General features: G+C 45.8%; 19 protein-coding genes. 8 read left to right on the top strand and 11 right to left on the bottom strand.

The window, feature by feature from the left end:
- Positions 1-25: 25 nt before the first annotated feature.
- Positions 26-631: an NAD(P)H-dependent oxidoreductase gene (locus HGH91_RS10970; RefSeq protein WP_168738481.1), complete on the top strand. Its 606-nt coding sequence runs from the start codon at positions 26-28 to the stop codon at positions 629-631.
- A 1-nt stretch (position 632) separates the two neighbouring features.
- Positions 633-2,525, top strand: a complete 1,893-nt coding sequence (locus tag HGH91_RS10965; protein ID WP_168738480.1) for a monovalent cation:proton antiporter-2 (CPA2) family protein — start codon at positions 633-635, stop codon at positions 2,523-2,525.
- Positions 2,526-2,527: 2 nt separating this feature from the next.
- Here HGH91_RS10965 and HGH91_RS10960 read toward each other — a convergent pair whose 3' ends face one another.
- From HGH91_RS10960 to HGH91_RS10950, 3 genes are all read right to left on the bottom strand, one after another.
- On the bottom strand, positions 2,528-2,776 hold the full coding sequence (locus HGH91_RS10960; protein WP_168738479.1) for a hypothetical protein: 249 nt from the start codon (positions 2,774-2,776) through the stop codon (positions 2,528-2,530).
- 28 nt (positions 2,777-2,804) lie between these two features.
- The gene (locus HGH91_RS10955) at positions 2,805-3,032 is read right to left on the bottom strand and encodes a hypothetical protein (RefSeq protein ID WP_168738478.1); all 228 of its coding nucleotides are present in this window, start codon (positions 3,030-3,032) and stop codon (positions 2,805-2,807) included.
- Between the two features lie 153 nt (positions 3,033-3,185).
- Complete coding sequence (locus HGH91_RS10950; RefSeq protein WP_168738477.1) at positions 3,186-4,403, bottom strand: DUF5009 domain-containing protein; 1,218 nt, start codon at positions 4,401-4,403, stop codon at positions 3,186-3,188.
- Between the two features lie 118 nt (positions 4,404-4,521).
- Here HGH91_RS10950 and HGH91_RS10945 point away from each other — a divergent pair, with 118 nt between their 5' ends.
- The 3 genes from HGH91_RS10945 to HGH91_RS10935 all read left to right on the top strand — a co-directional run bounded on the left by HGH91_RS10945 (position 4,522) and on the right by HGH91_RS10935 (position 8,947).
- The gene (locus HGH91_RS10945) at positions 4,522-6,564 is read left to right on the top strand and encodes a M13 family metallopeptidase (protein WP_168738476.1); all 2,043 of its coding nucleotides are present in this window, start codon (positions 4,522-4,524) and stop codon (positions 6,562-6,564) included.
- Between the two features lie 170 nt (positions 6,565-6,734).
- On the top strand, positions 6,735-7,856 hold the full coding sequence (locus HGH91_RS10940) for a carbohydrate-binding family 9-like protein (RefSeq protein WP_168738475.1): 1,122 nt from the start codon (positions 6,735-6,737) through the stop codon (positions 7,854-7,856).
- 5 nt (positions 7,857-7,861) lie between these two features.
- Complete coding sequence (locus tag HGH91_RS10935; RefSeq protein WP_168738474.1) at positions 7,862-8,947, top strand: family 10 glycosylhydrolase; 1,086 nt, start codon at positions 7,862-7,864, stop codon at positions 8,945-8,947.
- Between the two features lie 63 nt (positions 8,948-9,010).
- Here HGH91_RS10935 and HGH91_RS10930 read toward each other — a convergent pair whose 3' ends face one another.
- Both HGH91_RS10930 and HGH91_RS10925 read right to left on the bottom strand, forming a co-directional pair.
- A complete protein-coding gene (locus tag HGH91_RS10930; RefSeq protein ID WP_168738473.1) occupies positions 9,011-11,287 on the bottom strand; it encodes a GH92 family glycosyl hydrolase in 2,277 nt (758 codons plus the stop codon).
- A gap of 64 nt (positions 11,288-11,351) precedes the next feature.
- Positions 11,352-12,572 (bottom strand): glycosyltransferase family 87 protein, encoded by a 1,221-nt coding sequence (locus HGH91_RS10925; protein ID WP_168738472.1) that lies wholly within the window; start codon positions 12,570-12,572, stop codon positions 11,352-11,354.
- A gap of 343 nt (positions 12,573-12,915) precedes the next feature.
- Here HGH91_RS10925 and HGH91_RS10920 point away from each other — a divergent pair, with 343 nt between their 5' ends.
- On the top strand, positions 12,916-14,763 hold the full coding sequence (locus HGH91_RS10920; RefSeq protein ID WP_247651708.1) for an ABC transporter ATP-binding protein: 1,848 nt from the start codon (positions 12,916-12,918) through the stop codon (positions 14,761-14,763).
- 96 nt (positions 14,764-14,859) lie between these two features.
- Here HGH91_RS10920 and HGH91_RS10915 read toward each other — a convergent pair whose 3' ends face one another.
- Together HGH91_RS10915 and HGH91_RS10910 are read right to left on the bottom strand one after the other, a co-directional pair.
- A complete protein-coding gene (locus HGH91_RS10915; RefSeq protein WP_168738471.1) occupies positions 14,860-15,174 on the bottom strand; it encodes a hypothetical protein in 315 nt (104 codons plus the stop codon).
- Positions 15,175-15,183: 9 nt separating this feature from the next.
- On the bottom strand, positions 15,184-15,669 hold the full coding sequence (locus HGH91_RS10910) for a sigma factor (protein WP_168738470.1): 486 nt from the start codon (positions 15,667-15,669) through the stop codon (positions 15,184-15,186).
- Positions 15,670-15,851: 182 nt separating this feature from the next.
- Between HGH91_RS10910 and HGH91_RS10905 the strand changes: the two genes are divergently transcribed.
- Positions 15,852-16,601, top strand: a complete 750-nt coding sequence (locus HGH91_RS10905) for an HNH endonuclease (RefSeq protein WP_168738469.1) — start codon at positions 15,852-15,854, stop codon at positions 16,599-16,601.
- On the opposite strand, the gene HGH91_RS10900 is transcribed toward HGH91_RS10905, so the two are convergent.
- Positions 16,587-17,312 (bottom strand): hypothetical protein, encoded by a 726-nt coding sequence (locus HGH91_RS10900; RefSeq protein ID WP_168738468.1) that lies wholly within the window; start codon positions 17,310-17,312, stop codon positions 16,587-16,589. The genes HGH91_RS10905 and HGH91_RS10900 overlap by 15 nt on opposite strands.
- 222 nt (positions 17,313-17,534) lie before the next feature.
- On the opposite strand from HGH91_RS10900, the gene HGH91_RS10895 reads away from it, so the two are divergent.
- A complete protein-coding gene (locus tag HGH91_RS10895) occupies positions 17,535-17,822 on the top strand; it encodes a hypothetical protein (RefSeq protein ID WP_168738467.1) in 288 nt (95 codons plus the stop codon).
- A 49-nt stretch (positions 17,823-17,871) separates the two neighbouring features.
- On the opposite strand, the gene HGH91_RS10890 is transcribed toward HGH91_RS10895, so the two are convergent.
- The 3 genes from HGH91_RS10890 to HGH91_RS10880 all read right to left on the bottom strand — a co-directional run bounded on the left by HGH91_RS10890 (position 17,872) and on the right by HGH91_RS10880 (position 19,704).
- Entirely contained in the window at positions 17,872-18,147 is a 276-nt protein-coding gene (locus tag HGH91_RS10890; protein WP_168738466.1) for a hypothetical protein, read from the bottom strand.
- 103 nt (positions 18,148-18,250) lie between these two features.
- Complete coding sequence (locus tag HGH91_RS10885; protein ID WP_168738465.1) at positions 18,251-18,973, bottom strand: response regulator transcription factor; 723 nt, start codon at positions 18,971-18,973, stop codon at positions 18,251-18,253.
- Positions 18,974-19,293: 320 nt separating this feature from the next.
- A complete protein-coding gene (locus HGH91_RS10880) occupies positions 19,294-19,704 on the bottom strand; it encodes a PleD family two-component system response regulator (protein ID WP_168738464.1) in 411 nt (136 codons plus the stop codon).
- Between the last annotated feature and the right edge of the window lie 54 nt (positions 19,705-19,758).

The following is a 19,758-nucleotide window of genomic DNA, read 5'->3' as shown; positions in this document are numbered from 1 at the left end:
ATTTTTATAATTATAATGAGAAAAAATGGCCAGAGTACTGATCAATTTTGCACATCCTGCCCTGGAGAAATCGAGGGTGCATGCCCAGCTGCTGCGCGCCATTAAAACCATACCGGGCATTACTATCAACGATCTGTATGAGCAATACCCAGACCTTGATATTAATATAGCGCGGGAGCAAGCCTTACTGGAGCAACACGATATTATATTCATGCAACATCCCTTTTACTGGTATAGTGCGCCAGCCATTGTAAAGCAGTGGATGGACCTGGTGCTGGAACATGGCTGGGCATATGGCCATACCGGGAAAGCCTTGCAGGGAAAATATTTCAGTAATATTATCAGTGCCGGCGGGTCTGAAAATGCCTATCAACCTGACGGGCATCATGGCCATACGATACATGATTTCCTGTTGCCGTTTATACAAACGGCCAAACTCTGTAATATGCACTACGCCGCCCCGTATGTGATTTATGGCGTACACAGGGAAGATATTTCCGATATAAAAGCAGAAACGCAAAAACTGGTACAGGTGCTGGAACGCTTACGGCGTCCGGAGTTTGACCCGAGCGTTATCGCGGGACTCAGCAACTTGTCGCAATTACTTCAACTTCCCGCTCAAACCCAATAATATGGATCAACATTCATTACTATTCCAGGCGATGGTATACCTGGCCGCAGCGATTGTATTTGTACCCCTGGCTAAGAAATTGGGATTGGGCGCCGTATTGGGTTATCTATTGGCTGGTATTATTATAGGCCCGTCGGTATTTGGTTTTATAGGTACTGAAGGAGAAGACATCATGCACTTTGCAGAATTTGGCGTGGTGATGATGTTGTTCCTGATCGGTATGGAACTGGAGCCAGCACTGCTATGGCGGTTGCGGGCTTCCATACTTGGACTGGGAGGGCTGCAGGTAGTACTGAGTGCCGCCGCCCTTGCCGGAATTGCGCTACTATTGGGGCAACCGGTAAATAACTCGCTGGCCCTGGGTATGATATTGTCGCTTTCCTCCACCGCTATTGTATTACAGACGCTGAATGAAAAAGGGTGGATGGGTACCGCTGCGGGACAAAGTGCGTTTTCTGTATTGTTATTCCAGGATATTGCGGTAATCCCTATGCTGGCCATATTTCCGCTGTTGGCAGGAAGTGTGGCTACAGAAAGTACTTCGCATAGTGCTTCTCTCCGGGATAACCTACCCGGCTGGGGACAAACGTTGGTGGTTTTAGGGGCCGTTGCTATCATTATTATTGCCGGCAGGTACCTGGTGCAGCCGATCATGCGGGTAATAGCCCGTACGCGGGTGAGGGAATTATTTACCGCCACTGCCTTGCTGATGGTGGTGGCCATTGCTGTACTTATGAACCTGGTAGGCCTGAGTTCCGCACTGGGTGCCTTCTTAGGCGGAGTAGTACTGGCTAACAGTGAATACCGGCATGAGCTGGAAAGTGATATTGAACCGTTCAAAGGATTGTTGCTGGGTTTATTCTTTATTGCGGTAGGCGCTTCTATCGACTTCAAGCTGATATTGGAACAGCCCTGGTTAATAATGGGACTGGTAGTGGGTATTATGACCGTAAAAGGTATTGTGTTGTTTGTATTGGGTAAGATATTTAAACTAAATATAGACCAGAACCTATTGTTTGCCTTTGCCCTGGCGGATATTGGAGAATTTGCCTTTGTACTGTTATCATTTACCAGTCAGACCCGCCTGTTAAGTGGTGAAATGACGGCGATGATGACCGCTGTGGTAGCTATTAGTATGGCGTTGACACCGCTGATTATGCTGTTGTATGAAAAAGTGATACAACCACATTTCACCCGTTCAGAAGTGAAGGCGGAGCGCGAAGCCGATGAAATTACCGAAAAGCACCCGGTGATTATTGCAGGATTTGGCCGCTTTGGCAGTATGACAGGGCGCTTCCTTCGGGCTAATGGTATTAACGCCACCATCCTGGACCTGGATTCCGACCGGGTAGATGCCCTGCACAACCTGGGTATTAAAGTATATTATGGAGATGCTTCGCGGTATGATTTGTTGGCGGCCGCCGGTGCAGCCGATGCCAAAATACTGATCATTGCCACCGACCATCCGGAGCAAACGCTGGAAATTGTGAAGATGGCACAGCGCTATTTTCCACACCTGCAGCTATTGGTACGGGCAGAAAATAACGAAGATACTTTTGAGCTGATGGACCTGGGCGTGTTACACATTTACCGGGAAACTATAGACACTTCGTTACGGGTAGGGGTAGATGCCTTGCGCATGCTGGGCAACCGCGCCTACAAAAGCGAGCGGGCCGCCCGTACCTTTTTCCGGCAGGATGAACGTACGTTGAAAGGCTTATCAGCACTCCGCGACGATAAAAAACAATATATCATCTCCATGAAGGAGCGCATTGAAGAAATGGAAAAACTCATTTCATCTGACCGCGTGAAAACCTGGCTGGACGAGGGACAGGGCTGGGATCCCGAATCACTGCGGGACGAAATCAGGGGCGAGAAAAGAGAAATAGAATAAGCCTACCGGATATGCTGAATGATTAATTCGGCTACATGGTGCAGCAGTCCTACATCCAGCGAATGTAAGTGGTCGTGCAGGGGCTTACTCGACACGGCTCTTACATAACCTTCTTCATCGGGCTCAAAGGTGATTTCATGTTCCTGGATCACCACCTTGTATACCGTTTTGAATTGCTGATGCGCTGTTGTTACCTCTACGATATGTGGGTGACCTTTGTATTCAAATTTAAGTGTGAAAACATCTGACATACGGTTATCGTTATGCAGTGCTCATTGCTTATTCATCCTGGTGATAATATCGCCTGATCCGGTTTTTTTCTTCACGGGACAGCTGGTGAATACCCCACAGGGAGAAGGAAGCAAGGCCGCTGATGATCAATATGTAGCCAATAAAACCAAGTGCATGGAAGACCTTAAACCATATCCAGTCGTTTGTGATGGCGTACTGCGCTAAGATAGCTAAAATCGCTCCTGTCAACACCAATACCACGGCAATTTTTTTCATGGAGAATTATTTTTGGGATAAAAAATGGGGTCTACACTTATATCCAGGTAAACAAAAATCAACATCCTATATACGCAACAACGGCAATAACGGATGTGCAGCTCACCTGTTTATCGTGTAATGAGGGGTAAAACGAACAAAGGGATCGGATTGTTACAGCTGTAAACGAATACCTAATTTATTTAACCCTTTTACCAGCAATAGCATCAATATGGCGAAGCAGCCGCACCAGAGAATGCCTGGTACTCCCTGGTTCAATACCGCGGGCAAGCTGACGCCGGCCAGCATCATACCGAAATAAACGATATCGGGCAATATATAGGTGAGCAGCGGGTTGGATCCTGCCGGGCGGAAGAAGGCTGTCCATTTACTGACCTTTTTTACGTCTATCAGTATATACAACAGGGAAAATATTACCACACAAATAGCCGCGCTATATAAGCACCACGAAGGCGTAGCGCGTATTTTAGAAATTTCATATGTAGGTCTTAACAGCAGGGCACTCATCATTAATAACACAAAAAAGCCGCATACCTTTGAAAAAAGCCTGCGTCCTTTCAAGTCGAGATCCTCGTCAAAATAAAATAAGGTGAGCAACATCCCGGATAAAACAATAGAAGTATGGGCCGCATTCCTGCTCTGGGAGGCGATCCAGCTCCATTCCCCTTTAGGCATAAAGGGTTGCTTACACAAAATATAATAGCCAATGCAAACGGCTATCATGAGCATAATAGCGTTGGCATTGCCTTTAAACCACTGGTAAAAAATACAGGCGTAGAGGTAGGCCCAGCCAATCAATCCCAGGATGCCCCACCACTGCGGCGCCAGTCGCTCGCTACCATCACCGCCCCGATAAATTATGCCCAATATGATCAGCCCTGCCATACCAGCTCCTTTGAAGCACCAGCTTATCCAGGATTGTTTAAACGTATAAACGTTCCACACCAGGATAGCACAAACGTAAAACAGCAACGACCATAGCGCTACGCTCATCCCGGTAGCGGCGGCATTTATCTCTTCTGTATTTACCATAAAAATACCCAGCACCCAGAGGCCTACGGTACGCCAACCGATGTGTTGCTGCAACTTCCAGAAACTATCTCCCTTAGCCAACCTGCTATTTATAGCAAATGGGATAGACATGCCCACAATAAAGAGAAATGCGGGGAATACTACATCTACAAATGTCATCCGGTCTTCCGCAGCATGTGCATGCTGCATCCAGGCAGGGATACCCTGTACGCCTGCCACACTATTCACGAAAATCATGACCAGGATAGTAATTCCGCGGAATGCATCGATAGATAAAATACGACCGGGTTTCAGGTTGTTGATCATATGGGTAACGGATAAGCGTTGAAGTAGTAACAAAATACAATATTAAATTGTGATTTATTATTATTTATCAAGATCGCCTCTTATCCTTTCTAATATCGGAGGTGGCAAAAAATAATTACCTTTCGCCCGCTAACAAAATCTCAAACAACTTATGAACAAACTCCTTCTCGCCGGCATCGGCGTGGCTTTTTTTGTAGCCTGCAACCAGGGGCAGTCCAACAATAACAAGCAGGTGAACGCCACCCCTGATGCAGTAGCCGCCAACGTAGATACCACTGTAAATCCCAAAGACGATTTTTTTGATTATGTGAACGGAGGCTGGATTAAACGTAACCCGATTCCCGCAGAATACAGCTCCTGGGGCATCGGCAACCTGGTACAGGAAGAACTATATAAACGCCTGCGTATCATCAATGAAAAAGCAGCGGAAAATCCATCTGATCCCATTTCTAAAAAAATTGCTGCCTTCTGGAAAAGCGGTATGGATTCCGTGCGCATCAATGCGGCGGGTATTGCGCCAATAACCGGTACATTAAAAGAGATTGATGCCATCACCAACGTGCAACAACTGGCGCAGCTGGCCTCTCAACTGAATGTAACCGCCGGCGGTACCTGTGATATTTCCATAGGACAGGATGCGAAAAACAGCGATGCCATTATGGTACAGCTGGGGCAAGGCGGCCTTGGATTACCGAACCGCGACTACTATTTCAATACAGATGACCGCACCACTAAAATAAGACAAGCCTATCCTGGTCACGTGGCTAAAATGCTGGCATTTACCGGCATGGATACCACTACTGCGCAGAAAGCCGCGGCCAGCATCGTACAACTGGAAACCTTGTTGGCCAAATCCAGTCGCAAGTTGGAAGCCCTGCGTGATCCGGAAGCCAATTACAATAAAATGCCGGTAACCCAGCTGAATAAAATTGCCGGCAATATAGACTGGGCGGGATTTATCAAACAACAGGGTATCAGCAAATTTGCAGATACTGTGATTGTTGGTCAGCCCGAATTTTATACAGCGCTAAGTGGCGCCATCAAATCGCAACCACTCGACACCTGGAAGAATTACCTGAAATGGATAGTGATTGCCAACGCAGCGCCGCAATTGAGCGATACCATTGCCAATACCCAATTTGCTTTTTATGGTAAACTACTCAGGGGACAGGATCAACAGAAACCCCGCTGGAAACGGGTATTAGATGCGGAGGAAAGCGCCATGGGCGAAGCGCTGGGACAATTGTTTGTAAAAGAATTCTTCAATGCTACTGCTAAAAAAAGATATGAAAACCTGGTAGAAGAGATTCGTGCCGCACTGAAAAACAGGATTGAACACCTGGACTGGATGAGCGACAGCACTAAACAAAAAGCATTATACAAGCTCTCTAAAATCAGCAAAAAAGTAGGCTACCCCGATAAGTGGAAAGACTTTTCTGCTATGGATATCAAGGATCAATCCTATTATCAGAACGTAGTGGCAGCCAAACAATGGTGGCAAAATTATGAGATTAACAAACTGGGTAAACCGGTGGACCGCAGCGAATGGGATATGACGCCGCAAACCTACAATGCCTACTACAACCCCAGCAACAATGAAATCGTATTACCGGCAGGCATTTTCACCGTTCCCGGCAAACGTGATGAAGAGCTGGACGACGCCATTGTGTATGGCTATGCCGGCGCTTCTACCATTGGCCATGAAATTACCCATGGCTTCGATGATGAAGGCCGCCAATTTGATGCCGCCGGTAACCTGAAAAACTGGTGGACCAAAGAAGACATTAAAAAATTCAATGACCGCGCCGATGTAATGGTACGGCAGTTCAACAGCTATGTAGTGGTAGATAGCTTACATATCAACGGGAAAGCTACCCTGGGTGAAAATATTGCAGACCTGGGTGGTATCTTACTGGGATGGGAGGCATTTAAAAAGGCCGAACAATACAAGAAAAATGAAAAAATTGCCGGCTATACGCCTGCACAGCGCTATTTCATGGGATATGCCCTGGGATGGTTGAGCCATACCAAAAAAGAATCGCTGGCCCGGCAGGTGCTGACAGATGTACATTCGCCGGCGAAATTTAGGGTGAATGGCCCCTTCAGCGATGTAGACGCGTTTTACGAAGTATATGGATTACAGCCTGGCAACGGGATGTATAGAGCAGATAGCGCCAGGGTAAGAATCTGGTAGCTGCGCAGCATAAAGCAAAAAGCTATTGAAGCGGATGATATCAGCGAATGTTTAAATACTCGCATCTATCGCTCCAATAGCTTTTTGCTTTATGCTTTATGCTTTTTGCCATAGCCATGAAAAAACCGGTACCACATCGTACATTAGTAGCTTATAACGGTGTGTTTAAGATGAAAAATGAAACTCGCTGCAGGAAGCAGACAGGTAGATCGTTGACCAGCAAGGTGGCAGCAGGTATAATAGGATTATTGCTAGCTGGAACAGCCAGCTCCGCACAAACTTTTTCCAATGCTTTTCGCCCATTTACTGGTGTACCCCGTCATTACGTATGTTATCAAACCACCGACAGCATACAGATTGATGGAAATATTACAGAAGGCGCCTGGGAGAAAGCACCATGGTCGGAAGATTTTAAAGATATTGAAGGCGACGCTAAACCAGCGCCACGACTGCGTACCCGGGTAAAAATGCTATGGGATAACCAGTATTTATATATTGCCGCATCTTTAGAGGAGCCGCATGTATGGGGCACACTTTTAAACCACGATACCATCATTTTCCAGGATAATGATTTTGAAGTATTTATTGATCCTGATGGCAATACGCACCAATATTATGAAATAGAGATCAACGCCCTCAATACGGTAATGGACCTGTTTATGGTCAAGCCCTACCGCAATGGAGGATTGGCCATGCTCAACTGGGATACCAAGGGTATACGTACCGCCGTACATGTAAATGGCACCGTCAACAATCCTTCGGATACAGATAAAGAATGGACGGTGGAGATAGCGATTCCTTATAGTGCCCTCAGCTTCTTCGATAGAACTCTACGGCCTTCAAACAATATGCTATGGCGGATTAATTTTTCAAGGGTAGAGTGGGACACTGATATTAAAAATGGCGCCTATGTAAAACAAAGGAAGCCAGAAAACAACTGGGTATGGTCGCCACAAAATATTATCAATATGCATGCGCCGGAAAGATGGGGCTACCTGCTATTCACCACGCAGGCACATACCGATTTTCAGCTGCCGGCAGCCGAGGAGGCCAAGCCATACCTCTGGAAAGTATACTGGGCGCAACAACAATACCGGCAAGCCCATGGACGTTATGCCAGTAACCTGGCTATGCTTCAAATACCTGAAAAGCAGCAGAGCAGCAAGGGACAAACATATACACTCCACCTGGAGGCCACCTCTTCCCAGTTCAATGCCAACATTACCGGCGCCGATTTTACGGGCACCATCTACATTGACCAGGAAGGTAAAGTTTATCACAACAGAAAATAACGGATATGAACAAACGTCATTTTATTAAGTCATTGGGTATTGGTGGTCTGGCGCTGGTAAAGCCATCATTGCCGGCGCGTGCAGCTGTGGCAGCAGCTTCGCCCAGCCTGGAAAAAACAGCCGTTGAACACCGGGTATGGATTAATCCAGATCATAAAGATACCGCTGCTGTATTGCAAACCAGGTATGCCACTTACCGGAAAGCAGGAATTACCGATATTATGTTTGAAGCGGATAGCGAACTTCACTTCAAAACTGCAAAGGCCAATGGTATCAGGGCACACCGCTGGATGTGGACCATGAACAGGGGCGAAAAAGAGCTGCTGGCCAGTCACCCGGAATGGTATGCACAAAACCGCAAAGGGGAATCCTGCGCCAATCATCCACCCTATGTAGATTATTACCGGTGGTTATGTCCGAGTAAACCGGAAGTAGTCAATTACCTCAAAGACCAGGTAGAAAAGATCCTCTCCCTGAGCTATGTGGACGGTATTCATCTTGACTATGTGCGTTTTTGCGATGTGATATTGCCGGTTAACCTGTGGAGCCATTATGGTATTGATCAATCGAAAGAATTACCAGAATATGATTTCTGTTATTGCGAACAATGCCGCAATGCCTATAAAGAAAAGCGGGGCATAGATCCGCTGGAGATAGAACATCCCGACCAAAGCCCTTCCTGGCGGAAGTTCCGTTACGATCGTATTACCAACGTAGTGAATAACCTGGCACAGGTAGCACGGCAACATAAAAAGCCAATTTCCGCAGCGGTATTTCCTACGCCGGAAATTGCCAAACGGATTGTGCGGCAAGACTGGACCAACTGGCCGTTGAACGCCGTATGTCCTATGATTTATCATGGCTTTTACCGCGAGAATGTAGCATGGATAGGAGATGCCGTAGCAGAAGGCGTGAAGGGGCTGCATGGGGCATTCCCATTGTATGCGGGGCTTTATTTGCCCGATTTTCACGGCAACTACACCGATCTGGCAGAAGCAGTAAGACTAGCTATACAGAATGGAGCAGCGGGTGTATCCATTTTTGGAGAAGTAACACCGGAAGTGTTACGGATATTGGGAGAAAGCGCTTAACTTTTTTGACATAAAAAAAGGGCCCCGCGTTGTAACGCGGGGCCCTTTCCATTTCCTGTTATCTTATAAGATATTTTTAGGTCTGTCGGCAGCGGGTTTACCAAACTCGTAGTTAGGTTTGTTTCCCATTTTTACCACCATGGTTCCACCTTTCACCACATCCTGGTGGGTGATAAAGCTTTTACTGTAAGGCTTTCCATTGAGCGTGATGCTTTGGATATAGATATTCTCCGGGCTGTTACCAATGGTTTGTACAGTAAATGTTTTACCGGCGCCTACTTTCAAAGTAGCTTTATCGAACAGCGGGCTACCCAGCACATACACGCCACTGGCGGGATTTTCGGGGTAGAAGCCCAGGGAAGAGAACACATACCAGGACGACATAGCGCCACAGTCTTCATTACCGGCAAGTCCTTCCGGCTTATCGAAATAAAAGTCTTTCATTACCTGTCTTACTTTCTCGGCTGTTTTCCATTGGTTACCTGCAAAAGCATACATATAAGTAACGTGGTGGCTGGGTTCATTACCGTGTGCATACATGCCTATGAGGCCGGAAATGTCGCTGGACGCTTCGGCGCCCATATCGCCCTTGGCGGTAAAGAGGCTGTCGAGCTTGCGGGTAAAAGCATCATCGCCACCCATCAGTTGGATCAGACCTTCTACATCCTGCGGTACCAGCCAGGTGTATTGCCAGCCGTTACCTTCGGTGAAGTCGCCTTTTTCGTGAATAGAATTAAACGGATTGTAAGGGGTTTTGAAGCTGCCATCGCTCATACGTGGGCGTACAAAGTGGATGGTGCTATCGAAATAATTTTTGTAATAGCCGGCGCGTTTTTTAAAGTATTCGTAGTCGGCAGTTTTGCCCAACTTCTTTGCCATAGCGGCAATACACCAATCATCGATCGCATATTCCAGTGCTTTGGAAACGGATTCGTATTCTTTATCTGCTGGAATATAGCCTCTTTCTTTTACGTATTTGAGTCCCAGGTCGTCGCGGTTGGCGGTAACTTTCATTGCAGTAAACGCCTCTTCTGCATTGAAGCCTGTAAAGCCTTTCAGGTAAGCATCTACAATAGGCGGTACCGCATGATAGCCCACCATACAATTGGTTTCATTGCCCATCAGGTGCCACACCGGCAGTTTGCCCTGCTGCTTATAAACAGTGAGCATAGCGTTGACGAAGCTGTTTACCTTTTCAGGGTGCAGGATGGTGCTTAATGGCGCGCAAGAGCGGTAGATATCCCAGAGGGAGAAAACGGAATAGTTATCGAATCCTGGATTAGGATATACTTTTTTATCGGTGCCGCGGTAGCTACCATCATGATCGTTGAATAAAGCCGGATCAATCATGGTATGATAAAGGGCGGTATAAAATACGCGGCGGGCGGATGGATCTTTAGTTTCGATGTTTACTTTAGACAGTTCTTTATCCCATTTGGCGTTGGCAGTATTCACTGTTTTGGCAAAGTCCCATCCCGGTATTTCCGCTTTGATATTGGCGAGTGCATTTTCGCTGCTTACCGGGGAGATACCTACTTTCAGCATTACTTGTCCGGGAGATTTATCAAAAACGATGACTCCCCTGGCCGCTTTTGATTTCACGGAGTTTCCAGTTTGTTTGGTATCTCCATCAAAAACGAGGAATTGTTTTACCGGTACAGATGATTTAATCGCAAACCACAGGCGCTGGTCTTCCGCCCAGCCCTTGGAATAGCGGTATCCTTCGAGGGTATATTCATCTACTTGTTTGATAAATGTTTCTACCGGAGCATCCCAGCCAATACCTTCCTTCAGGTCGATGATAATGTTAGCGGGTTGATTTTTCGGGAAAGTAAAGCGATTAAACGATACTCTTTCTGACGCCGTTAATTCCGCCAGGATGTTGTAATCGTCCAGCTGAACAGAATAGTAGCCGGGACGTGCTTTTTCGCGGCTGTGGGAGTAATGGGAGCCGTAGCCGGAAGTAGGATCTTCCTGTGTGCCCCTGTTGGTTCTCACTTTGCCGGTGTAGGGCATCACCAATACATCGCCCAGGTCGCCGATACCTGTTCCGCTCAGGTGTTGCTGGGAGAATCCAATCAACACGCTATCAGAATAATGGTAGCCAGAGCACCAATCCCATCCTTTCACAATATTAGTAGGACCTACAGATATGGCCCCATAAGGTACGCTGGCGCCTACAAATACGTGTCCATGCTCCCCGGAGCCGATATAAGGATCTACTGAAGCAACAGATTTGCTTTCTACAAATGTTTCTTTCTTCTGCGCCTCTGCTTGTACGCCGTGAAGCAATGCAGCAGACAGCGCCAAAGCACTACCTATCTTGAATCCCGATTTCATAATCAAAAACCTTTAATAATCCTGGCAATTTACGGCAGAATGTTAAAGGATTTTTGTTAATTTTTTACAGGTGGCTCACGGGCTGTAATTCCCTGGCAGGCGCAGGAGCCGGCGCTGGTTCCTTTCTCACTAAAAATTTACGGGTAAGTACCTGGTATGCAATCATCAGCCATAAAACCAGGCAGGGAAAGGCTTTGATGGCATAGGGGGTGGCTATATTTTTCCTTACCCAGGGTGTTACCAGGTCGGAATGCGAGAAGCTGACCAATAAAATGGAGAAAAAGAGGAATATGTTATTCGCCCGGGTAGCGGGTTGCAATACGTACCAGATACATACTGCAGGTAAAGCAATGATATAAGTGCAAGCCTCAGAGCCGCTACTGAATAATACCGGGAACATGAGGGTAGAGCATAATATGTATAAGCGGTAACGCGAGTTATAGCGATATTTGAGCTGCGTATATTGTAATAAGAAAAGTATAATAGCGGGAATCAGTATAATGGCGCCATTCAGCGAAGGAATATGAAATACCCGTTTGATGAAGCCTCCGGCAGAAATATCCTGGTAAAGAGTAGCTGCAGTATTTAGGTTCTGCTCATTCTTATGCACCAGCTCTACATACCAATCCTGGTAAGCCTGCATAACATATTGCGGCGATGAAATGGCCATTGGTAATACGAACAATACGGCGCTCCACAGGAAAAAGCCGGCAATAAAGCGCCTGGGATTGGGACTGAAGAAGAAGAATGCCAGTCCCACGATACCATATAGTTTGGTAAACGTACCTAATGCAATTAAAAAAGTAGCCCACATTTCCCGTCCTTTCAGGGTATTGGTAAACGTGAGGATGATAAAAGCGCCGATAAACTGGTTGAGCTGGAACCAGCCGCTGGCCCCCATCATTTCCTGGGCACACAATAGCAGGATGATATTTTGCTGGATGCGGCTGAGAGGTAGTTGCCTGATAGCATAAAACAGTACGGCTGCGCCGGTTAATGCCCATAACATGGCCCCCAGGCGGTCGTCGAGCCCTGCAAAGGGAGCAATCAGGAAGCTGAATACCGGACCGTAGTGATTAACGTCAAAATATTCTGCGGGATAGGCAGCATATAACGGTTGCTGATGCAACACATGGAAGAAGACCTGTTTAAATATAAGGTAGTTATTAATATTATGCCTGGAGATTTCCAATGCAGCGCCCAGAAAGGCCAGTCCAAACCAGAGTCCCAGGATCAGCCACTCTTTCTCAGCCAGATAAGTCAGCACATTTCTTTTTTCACGCATATCAGTGATCATTTAAAGCTACAATATGCCTGTATAACGCGTGCCAGGAGGAGGCCCCCCTATGCTGGAGTATATTTATGTGGCAGTAGGTATGAAACACCTGTTCATTCTGGAAAAAATACGCCTGGTAGCAAGCGTGCATTACTTTTCTGATTCGGCCCATTGTCTGGACTGCAGATTAATAGCATAAACAGCGCCTGCGATTACCAGGCAGGATACGATCAGTACGGCAGATATAATTAATAACATAGCACTCGAATTTTTCACATGAACCCAAATTTACATTTTTTTTGTTACTGACCTAACGCTGCGGTTTCCCGCCAGAGTTTCGTAAATTAAGGGTATGAGCGCACAGATGAATGCAAGAAGAAAGCGTCCGGGAAAGGACGAGGAATTAACCTTTAAAGAACGATTGGCCGCGCTGCGGAATTTGCCGGCCTTTTTCCGGATGGTGTGGCAAACCAGCCCGGGGTTAACCATCGCCAATACCCTGTTGCGGGTAGCACAATCGGCCATGCCTTTATCCTTGTTGTATGTAGGCAAACTAATTATAGACCAGGTGGTATTGTTGAGCAAAGATGCCACTCATTCCGCCACCTGGCTGTGGGAGCTGGTAGCCATTGAATTTGTGCTGGCCATTGTGTCTGATGCGCTGAGCCGGGCTATTTCCTTACTGGATGGGCTGTTGGGTGATCTTTTCGCCAACCATACCTCCATAAAAATCATGGAATATGCCGCCAGGCTGGACCTGGACCAATTTGAAGACGCAGAATTTTACGATAAGCTCGAGCGTGCCCGGCAGCAAACCAGCGGCAGAACAGTGCTGCTGGCGCAGGTATTGAGCCAGGTACAGGATGTGATTACCGTTGCATTCCTAGCGGCAGGCCTGATGATATTCAACCCGTGGCTTATCCTGCTGCTATTATTAGCAGTAGTACCGGCGTTTCTGAATGAGTCGCATTTCAACGACCTGTACTACAAGCTGGCTTGGGGACAAACCTCCGATCGCCGGGAGCTGGACTACATTCGTTACCTGGGCGCGAGCGATGAAACAGCCAAAGAGGTAAAGGTGTTTGACCTCTCTAATTTCCTGATTGACCGCTTCCGGGCGATCTCTGATAAATTTTACACTGATAAAAAAACGCTGCAGGTGAGGGATTCCATTTGGGGTACCGTATTTGCCTTTGTGGGCGCGGCCGGTTACTATGCCGCTTATGTAATTATCATCCTGCAAACCATCCGCGGACACCTCAGCATTGGCGACCTGGCGTTCCTGGCAGGCTCTTTCCGGCAACTGCGCACCACTTTCCAGGGTATCCTGATCCGGTTTTCCAGCGTAACCCAGGGCGCGTTGTATTTGCGCGACCTGTTTGAATATTTTGAGATTCAGCCGAAAATGGTAGCAGCGGCACGTCCCAGGCAATTTCCCCGGCCTATACAAACGGGTTTTACTTTTGAAGATGTAGGGTTTAAATATGTGAATTCCGATAAGTGGGCTATCCGTCACCTGAGCTTTACCCTGCATGCCGGAGAAAAACTGGCGCTGGTAGGGGAAAACGGCGCCGGTAAAACCACGCTCGTAAAGCTGCTTTCGCGTTTATACGATCCGGTTGAAGGTCGGATTTTACTGGATGGAGTAGACTTAAGAGAATACGACATCAATGAATTACGTACACAGGTAGGCGTTATTTTCCAGGATTATCAACGCTACCAGATGACCGTTTCTCAAAATATTGCCGTAGGCAAGATCACGGAAAGTCACAACCAGCCTATGATTGAAGAGGCGGCCAGACAGAGCCTTGCTTATCCGCTGATAGAAAAAATGCCCCATGGCTTTGACCAGATGCTCGGTCGCCGCTTCAGCCAGGGGGTGGAACTTTCCGGGGGCGAATGGCAGAAGATAGCACTGGCACGAGCTTACATGAAAGATGCCCAGCTGCTGATACTCGACGAGCCCACTTCCGCCCTGGATGCCAGGGCAGAATACAATGTATTTCTACATTTCGCGGAGTTGACCCGCGATAAAACTGCCGTATTGATTTCTCACCGTTTTTCTACTGTACGCATGGCCAACCGGATACTGGTATTGGAAAAGGGAAGCCTGGTAGAAATTGGGAGCCACCAGGAGCTACTGGATAAGAAGGGTAGGTATGCCGAGCTATTTGAGCTCCAGGCAGCTGGCTATAAATAAAGCGTTTCCTGGTGGGGAAACGCTCATAAAATACCATGGCGGAAAGAAAAGGATGCTCTTTCTGTAAAACAGGACGCTTACCGGCTATCATTCCCCCTACCGATGGGTATACCACCATTTTAATATGATGGCTAATAGTAGTAGTATAACGCCCAATATCACCTTTACCCAGGGTACTTCTCTCTTTACCAGTAACTCGCCCGAAATACGCTGCCAGGCTTGTTGTGGGTGATACTGTTCCATTTTCCCCATCTCTTTTTTCAATATGGGCTCCTGGCTTAATTCTTCAAACAATGCCCGGTTTTCCTCACTGGCCGCGATCCATTGATGCAGCTCTTTGCGCTCCTCGTGCGACAAAGCATTCTTCCAATACTTAACAATTAACCTCGATGTACGATACACTTGCTCCATAGTTCACTTTTATAAACAAACAAGATATAAAGCCAGGAAAGTTTCTGACGTTAACTTCAACCGCAGTAGTTCCAGGGCCCTCGACTTCTGTAGCATCACCACCTCCATAGAGATATTCAACCTGCTGGCAATGGTATCATTTTGTTCTCCTTCAATAAAACCCAGGCGGAATACCTGCTGACAGTTTTCAGGCAACGCGGCAATACCGCCATAAATCTCACCCCATACTTCTGCTTTCTGCATGGCTGTTTCGGTATGTTGCCCCTGTTGCCGGCAAGCGCTTTTCACCATTGTATACAATAAAGTTTTAATAGCCGGGTAGTCCGTAATCGTTTGTTTTTGCCGTGTATACTGGATAAATACTTCTTGTACGATATCTTCCGCTATCGCGGAATCGGATATAAGCTGGTCGGCAAAGTGGCACAGACGCAGGTATAGCAGGTCAAATAATGACTTCAGCTGGTGGAATGCAGGAGATTGTTCTTTGGTGTACATGCAAGGTAAATGTAGGGAGAATAGGGGGGATTTGCAATGGAGGGGGAGGAGAAGTGGTTGCTATTTTTTATATTTGTTTATCATTTTGATATTCACAATATGAAAATGATTGGAGATCGAAAACCTGATCACGTTATTCGTTAGCTTCTATACCATTTATACCCATAAAACGTCGCAGTAATATGACCCGCAATCCAAAATGGCATAGGGATGAAATCATGCTTGCACTACATCTTTACTTTTCGCCTGATAGGGGCAGTATCGACGCAAAAAATCCGAAAATAATTGCCTTAAGCCAGTTGTTGAATGAACTACCGTTGGTGACGAATCGGCCGGACAAGGAGCGGTTCAGGAACCCCAACGGTGTAACGCTTAAGTTGAGCAATTTTCTACCTTTTGACGAACACTATACCGGCAAAGGAATGACCAGTGGATCCAAGTTGGATAAAGAAATATTTTTAGAATTTCAGCACAAAAAAGATTTGTTGGGTAAAATAGCTAAAGAAATTACCGCTATTGCCAAAAACAAAGCGCTCAAAGAGGAAATACTACAAGTGGAAGAAGATGAACAAACCTTAACCGATGCCGTAGAAGAAGGTGCTATTTTATATAAACTACATAAAGTGAGGGAAAGAGTGCCTTCGATTGTAAAAGATAAAAAAGAGGCCGTATTAAAGGAAAAGGGGAAATTATCTTGTGAAGTATGTGGCTTTGACTTTCACGATTGCTATGGGGAAGTAGGTAAAGGTTTTATTGAATGTCATCACATCACGCCATTGGCTGATATGAAAGTGTCGCGGCGCACTACCTTAGCTGACTTGGCATTGGTATGTTCTAATTGTCATCGTATGCTGCATAAAAAAATCGATGATATATCGATAGAAAGTCTGCGAGTAATGATACAGGCTCCTCCGAAATTACAGGCTCGCTAAATTAGCCGCCACTAACTCATACAACCGTTCTATTACCACCCCTCGTTGCGTTTCAAAAGTCGCTTCCTGCTTGAGGAACCAGCGATCTTTATTAATCACATTGGCTACATGGAACGTTGTTTTCTTCTTAGGTAGCTGTTTGTAGTGCGCGACAAGTTCATCGCTACGCACCTTGGCTGCACGCAGGCAGCTGGCTATTTCCGGCAATTGCAGCACGGTTTCCAGTTGCGGTGTTACAATATCCAGGTGGAAATAAATAGCGTGATCAAACCCCTCATAGTCCAGGTATTCCCACCATTCTTTTACTACTGCCAATGTATATTGTACAGGGGAGAGAGCCGGTAGCTGGTCCAACAGCAACCAGTAATTACGGGGAAGTTGTTGTTCTTTTTCCAGGTTACTGGCCAATAGCGTTAACGCCCCTTCTTTATCATTTTTTTTGCTACGCAAGATCCTTTCTGGCAGGGTATACCGCTCTTCTTCAATACTGGTCAACGTTTCAGCAATATCATAACTGCATTTGGCCAATTGCTCCGCGGCCGTTTCAGCTGCTATACCCGCTTTTTCCACGACAACAGCTATCATTTTGGCCTTGAACTCGCGGATTGCCTGGTCGATATTACCGTTGGTGCTATTGAGTAAGTGTAGCGCCTGGCGTATACCTATGGGAATTTGCTGGCGCAATAAGGTTACTTCTTGCTGGTATTGCATGTGTAAATGTTTACCTGGTTAACGGATGCTCAATTATAGAGATTTATATTAAAAAAACGGAACCTAATCACATCAACAAAAGTGTTTATATTTATATTCCTAGTAACAAGATAAACTTTAACCTTCGGCGCTATTAAGGAAATTAAAATAACCCTTTTACGAAGGCGACAGCTCATCTATCCTTTCTTAGGGAATAGAAAATTTTCCTATCTTATGGTTCCTATGAAAAAACGACTTGCCGAACTCCTGGTTATTTACGTTATCTACTTCCTCACTTTATTGCTATATATCCACCTGCATGCGGGTTATGTGCGCGTGGCGCTGGGCTCGGTGGTGATCTGGCTCATCCCATTGATAGCGGTGTTGCCTACGCAGTTCCTGGCGTTTATCATTGGGGTAGGGTGGCCTGGGAAAGCAGATAAAGCGCTGGATGATAAAACGGATACCCGCATTTACCGGGTTATGCACCTGGCAGTATACCTGCTAATAACGATCCTGGCGTTTAAATAAAAAAGCCCGGCTCAGCAGGCCAGGCTTCGTCAGTAAACCCTTTTTAAATTTATACTATTTTGAACCAGGGCATTCCATCCTTCCCTTTCGGGTGGTGAACGGAAGTGAGCACTACACTGTCGCTGATTTCGTACCAGGGGAATGAGCTCCGCCCTTGCGGATGATGCGTAGTAGGGTACAGCTTATTACCCCGTATTTCAAACCACGGCAGGGCACTGGAGCCGTTGTCATGATGAACAGTAGTATACACGTTATTTTCTCTTATTTCATATTCGGCAAATGAACGCGCACCGTCTGGGTGGTGCAATGTTCTGTGGAGTTTCATATTATATAGATTTTTTGGGTAAAAAATATGGTTAACGTGTTTTGGGTTTATCTAACAATAACCGAATATAGTAAAATATTTAATCAGGATAACAAACCAATTGTTAAAAATATCTGATCATATCCCTGGGTACTTCCAGCGAATAACCAACACCTCTGATGGTGCGTATTTTAACATAGTCGCTATCCATAAAACAGCTTATCAGTTTCAATATAATCGGGCGTATCGATCTCTTGTCTGGTCTTTTAAAGGCAAGTATTATCAGCTCTTCTTTAGTGACGGTTTTATTCATCTGCATAATTAGCTTATTCAAAACAGTAGCTTCCTTCTGATTCAAGTGAAAAGTTTTGTTGTTATAAACAATAGAATAGGTCATTGGGTTGTATGTATATTTATCGAACGCTACCTGTCGCCCAATACCTGCTTGCGTCACAGCCCTGCCAATAAGTGCTTTCATTTTATAAATGAGCAAAGGAAGATCTACTGGCTTCTCAATATAATCATCGGCCCCGCCGATCTCAAATCCCGCTATTTTTGTTTCAACATGAGCGTCTACGGAGATATACACAATCGGTATTATGGAGTTCACTTCCCGGATCTTCGCACCCAGGTCTGTACCATTTAACCCCGGCATATGCACATCAATCAGGCAGAGATCAAAATCATGTTGATTATAAAGCGTCCATGCCCTTAAGCCATCTTCTGCAACGACAATAACAAAGTCGCCCGATTGCTCAAGTGCAAGTTTCATTGTTTTCGCTGATATGGAGTGGTTTTCGGCATAAAGCACCGCAAACGGCCTCTTAGTGCGCTCTTCTACACACATGTTTTACATTTTTAAATAAAAAGGTGGATGTTAAATTATTCGTAGCTAACTGGTGATCGGGTCAATATTTCCAGTCTTCCAACTTGTAGCCTTTGCCATACTTATTTACAAGACGTACAGTCCCGTCTACAGTTTCCAGTATTTCATTTAGCTCAGATATACAGGTATGTACCAATTCTCTACTTCCTGATACAGCCTCAAACAATTCTATCTCTGGCACCAGCTCGCCAGATCGCCCCAGAAAACATACTAACAAACGATGTAAATAAGGAGGTATTTGTGTCTTACACTTCAGTCCGATCAATTCCCTTAACTCTCTGTCATATTTTGAGCGTCCGATTTGATCCATATTGATTCAATATTGGAGGAGTGATTAAATAATGGCTTAAAAACAATGATAACGATCTGATATTAAATGTCTTACAAAAGAATTTTGCATCAGCAACGCGAGTAGACACCTCTCTCTCTAACCAACCAGGATCTTCCCCTGAAAGAAAGCAAATAGGCATATTGCCATCCACTTTCCGGATTCTTTCTCCCAGTTCAATACCATTCAAACCAGGCATAACAACATCTAGCAAGCAATAATCAAATTGTATTTTGTTAAAGAGCTGCCATGCCTGTTTCCCATCAGGAGCATGAAACACTTCCAAATCAATTTGTCGTAGAATATTGTTTACTATCCTACTGAACAATATATCGTCATCTGCGTGAAGAATTCTTGATTTCATATTCCTGCGGAGGTTGGGTGGCTAGTTTGTAAACACTAATTTGATGATATCGAA

Source organism: Chitinophaga eiseniae (assembly GCF_012641265.1).
In the GTDB taxonomy this organism is placed as follows: Bacteria; Bacteroidota; Bacteroidia; order Chitinophagales; family Chitinophagaceae; genus Chitinophaga; species Chitinophaga eiseniae_A.
This window is presented reverse-complemented; position numbering and strand designations above follow the sequence as displayed.

What these genes read in the sequence shown, in the direction of transcription:
- HGH91_RS10970 (WP_168738481.1), top strand. Translation starts at nt 26, where the DNA reads ATGGCCAGAGTACTGATCAATTTTGCACATCCTGCCCTGGAGAAATCG.
- HGH91_RS10965 (WP_168738480.1), top strand. Translation starts at nt 633, where the DNA reads ATGGATCAACATTCATTACTATTCCAGGCGATGGTATACCTGGCCGCA.
- HGH91_RS10960 (WP_168738479.1), bottom strand. Translation starts at nt 2,776, where the DNA reads ATGTCAGATGTTTTCACACTTAAATTTGAATACAAAGGTCACCCACAT.
- HGH91_RS10955 (WP_168738478.1), bottom strand. Translation starts at nt 3,032, where the DNA reads ATGAAAAAAATTGCCGTGGTATTGGTGTTGACAGGAGCGATTTTAGCT.
- HGH91_RS10945 (WP_168738476.1), top strand. Translation starts at nt 4,522, where the DNA reads ATGAACAAACTCCTTCTCGCCGGCATCGGCGTGGCTTTTTTTGTAGCC.
- HGH91_RS10940 (WP_168738475.1), top strand. Translation starts at nt 6,735, where the DNA reads ATGAAAAATGAAACTCGCTGCAGGAAGCAGACAGGTAGATCGTTGACC.
- HGH91_RS10935 (WP_168738474.1), top strand. Translation starts at nt 7,862, where the DNA reads ATGAACAAACGTCATTTTATTAAGTCATTGGGTATTGGTGGTCTGGCG.
- HGH91_RS10930 (WP_168738473.1), bottom strand. Translation starts at nt 11,287, where the DNA reads ATGAAATCGGGATTCAAGATAGGTAGTGCTTTGGCGCTGTCTGCTGCA.
- HGH91_RS10925 (WP_168738472.1), bottom strand. Translation starts at nt 12,572, where the DNA reads ATGCGTGAAAAAAGAAATGTGCTGACTTATCTGGCTGAGAAAGAGTGG.
- HGH91_RS10920 (WP_247651708.1), top strand. Translation starts at nt 12,916, where the DNA reads ATGAGCGCACAGATGAATGCAAGAAGAAAGCGTCCGGGAAAGGACGAG.
- HGH91_RS10915 (WP_168738471.1), bottom strand. Translation starts at nt 15,174, where the DNA reads ATGGAGCAAGTGTATCGTACATCGAGGTTAATTGTTAAGTATTGGAAG.
- HGH91_RS10910 (WP_168738470.1), bottom strand. Translation starts at nt 15,669, where the DNA reads ATGTACACCAAAGAACAATCTCCTGCATTCCACCAGCTGAAGTCATTA.
- HGH91_RS10905 (WP_168738469.1), top strand. Translation starts at nt 15,852, where the DNA reads ATGACCCGCAATCCAAAATGGCATAGGGATGAAATCATGCTTGCACTA.
- HGH91_RS10900 (WP_168738468.1), bottom strand. Translation starts at nt 17,312, where the DNA reads ATGCAATACCAGCAAGAAGTAACCTTATTGCGCCAGCAAATTCCCATA.
- HGH91_RS10895 (WP_168738467.1), top strand. Translation starts at nt 17,535, where the DNA reads ATGAAAAAACGACTTGCCGAACTCCTGGTTATTTACGTTATCTACTTC.
- HGH91_RS10890 (WP_168738466.1), bottom strand. Translation starts at nt 18,147, where the DNA reads ATGAAACTCCACAGAACATTGCACCACCCAGACGGTGCGCGTTCATTT.
- HGH91_RS10885 (WP_168738465.1), bottom strand. Translation starts at nt 18,973, where the DNA reads ATGTGTGTAGAAGAGCGCACTAAGAGGCCGTTTGCGGTGCTTTATGCC.
- HGH91_RS10880 (WP_168738464.1), bottom strand. Translation starts at nt 19,704, where the DNA reads ATGAAATCAAGAATTCTTCACGCAGATGACGATATATTGTTCAGTAGG.